General features: G+C 69.1%; 3 protein-coding genes. 2 read left to right on the forward strand and 1 reads right to left on the reverse strand.

The annotated features are described in order from the left end of the window. On the reverse strand, positions 1 to 446 hold a 446-nt coding region (phnG, locus tag WC493_RS23825; protein WP_373069244.1), incomplete at its 3' end, for a phosphonate C-P lyase system protein PhnG. A 54-nt stretch (positions 447 to 500) separates the two neighbouring features. On the opposite strand from phnG, the gene phnF reads away from it, so the two are divergent. After that, positions 501 to 1,232 carry a phosphonate metabolism transcriptional regulator PhnF gene (gene phnF, locus WC493_RS23830; RefSeq protein WP_373069246.1) on the forward strand — a complete coding sequence of 244 codons (732 nt, stop codon included), beginning with the start codon at positions 501 to 503 and terminating at the stop codon, positions 1,230 to 1,232. 296 nt (positions 1,233 to 1,528) lie between these two features. Beyond that, positions 1,529 to 2,519, forward strand: a 991-nt coding sequence (locus WC493_RS23835) for an alpha-D-ribose 1-methylphosphonate 5-triphosphate diphosphatase (RefSeq protein ID WP_373069248.1), incomplete at its 3' end; no start/stop codon positions are given.

Here is a 2,519-nt window from a genome sequence, read left to right on the forward strand (position 1 = left end):
CTTGTCGCCGCCGCCCGCGCCGCCCGTGCCGCAGCCGCCCGCGCCGCCTGGGCCTCGAGCCGGCCGAGCAGCCGCGCCGCGATACCGGCGCCGGGACCCGGCCGCTGGGCGACGAGGTCGAGCTTCGCCACCATTTCCGCCTTGGCGCGGTCGCGCCCGGCCACCATGCCGACGCCGAGCCGGCCGTCCGCATCGGCGACCGTGCAGCGGCTGACCGTCATTTCGCCGATATTGAAGCGCTCGCCGGTGCCGCCGGCCCGGCCGCGCACCATGACGAGGCCGCATTCCGGCGCCCGCACCAGGCGGAGATCGGGCACCGCCCCCGCCTCGTCCAGCGCCGCGGCGAGATCCGCCGGGGCCGCCCCGGCGAGCAGGCGGAGCCGCTGGCGTCGCGCCTGATTGTCGCTCTCCTCGATCATGGGCTTGCCGTTATCTCGTCTAGTCATCTATATGTTTCTCAGGGTGGCGCGCAGGGCGCCGCAGGACAAGAGGGATCTATCGTGACATTGGTCGAGCCGGCCCGCGGACGCGGCCTCGCGATCTGGGCGCAGATCGCCCAGACCCTGCAGGAGGAGATCGCCCGCGGCATCGTCAAGCCGGGCGAGCAACTGCCGCCCGAGGCGGCCCTGGCCGCCCGCTTCCGCGTCAACCGCCACACGCTCCGCCGCGCCGTCGCGGCCCTCCAGGAGGCGGGCACCGTGCGGGTCGAGCAGGGCCGCGGCACCTTCGTCGCGGAAGACGTGATCGATTACGCCCTCGGCCAGCGCATCCGCCTGACCGAGAACCTGCGCAAGCTCGACCGCACGCCGGGTTCGACCTTCCTGCGCGGACTGGAACTGCCGGCATCGCCGCGTATCGCCAAGGCGCTGCAGGTCCGCGCCGGCCGCCCGGTCATCCTGGTCGAGACCCTGTCCTTCGCCGACGGCCGGCCGATGAGCGTGGGTGCCCATTATTTCCCGAAGGCCCGTTTCGACGGCATCATCGAGGATTATCGCCGCCTCGGCTCGGTCACCAAGGCGCTGGCCGAGCGCGGCATCGACGATTACACGCGGAAAGTCACCCGCATCATGGCGCAGATGCCGGATGCGGCCGACGCCCGCCTGCTGCAACAGCCGCGCAACCAGCCGATCCTGGTGACCGAGGCGGTGAATGTCGACGTCGCCGGCACGCCGATCGAATTCGGCTACAGCCGCTTCTCCGGCCCGCGGGTGCAATTCGTCGTCGAGAACTGAGCGGGGCATGGGAGAGGTCCTGGGGATGTCCTGGCGCCGTCACCCCATGACGTCTAGACGACTAGAATGATCCTTTCATGACGCGGGGATTACCCTTGCACGGCAGCTTCTAGACCAAAGCGCCGAATGATCCATATTCACCCAATAATTACAGGACGTTAGCGTCGAGCCCGGAAACTCGCCGGAATTTCGGCCTTAGGTGACGCCGGGGGTTCGGTCGCGCGGGCATTGTCACCACACTGCAACTCAACCGGGCTAGCTTGACGGTCACTTGCGAGAATGGAGCGGACTCGCCGATGCGTGTCGAAATCAGAGGCGGTCGTATTCTCTGGCCCGATGGGACGATCGAAGAAGGATCGCTGGCGATCGAAGGCGGGCGAATCGCCGGGCCGACGCGGGCGACCGGTTTCTCGGCCTTCCGCGTGGTCGATGCCCGCGGCCTCCTGGTCCTGCCCGGCATCGTCGACCTCCATGGCGACGCTTTCGAGCGCCAGATCATGCCCCGCCCGGGGGTCGAGGTCTCGCTCGGCGTGGCGTTGCAGGAAACCGACCTGCAAATGGTCGGCAACGGCATCACCACCGCCTTTCATGCCATCACCTGGTCGTGGGAGCCGGGGCTGCGCGGGCGCGAAATGGCGCATCGCCTGAAGGAGGCGATCGCCGGCCAGCGCGACCGCCTGCACGCCGACACCCACATTCATCTCCGCCACGAGACCTTCAACATCGACGCGGTCGACGAAATCCTGGAATGGATCGAGGAAGGCGCCATCCGCCTGCTCGCCTACAACGACCATACGCCCGAGATCTACCGCCTGATCAACCAGCCGACCAAGCTGCACAAATACGCCGAACGCTCGCGCCTCACGGTCGAGGAATTCGTCGCCCTGTTGCAGCGCGTCTGGGCTCGGCGCGACGAAGTGCCGGAGCAGATCCGCCGGCTCGCACGGGCCGCGGCGGCGGCCCGCATCGCCTCCGCGAGCCACGACGACGACAGCGCCGAGATGCGCCGCCGCTTCCATGCGCTCGGCTGCACCATCGCCGAATTCCCCAAGACCGAGGAAGCCGCGCGGGCAGCCCAGGCCCTGGGCGACCCGATCGTGCTGGGCGCGCCCAATGTGATGCGCGGCGGCAGCCATACGAACTCGATCCCAGCGGCACCGATGATCGCCCAGGGCATGGGCCAGGTGCTCGCCTCCGACTATTACTACCCGTCCCTGCTCCACGCCGCCTTCCGCCTGGCGCGCGAGGGCGTGCTGCCCTTCGCCAAGGCCTGGGCCCTGGTCTCGG

Source organism: Zavarzinia sp., from assembly GCF_041650655.1.
Lineage (GTDB): Bacteria > Pseudomonadota > Alphaproteobacteria > Zavarziniales > Zavarziniaceae > Zavarzinia.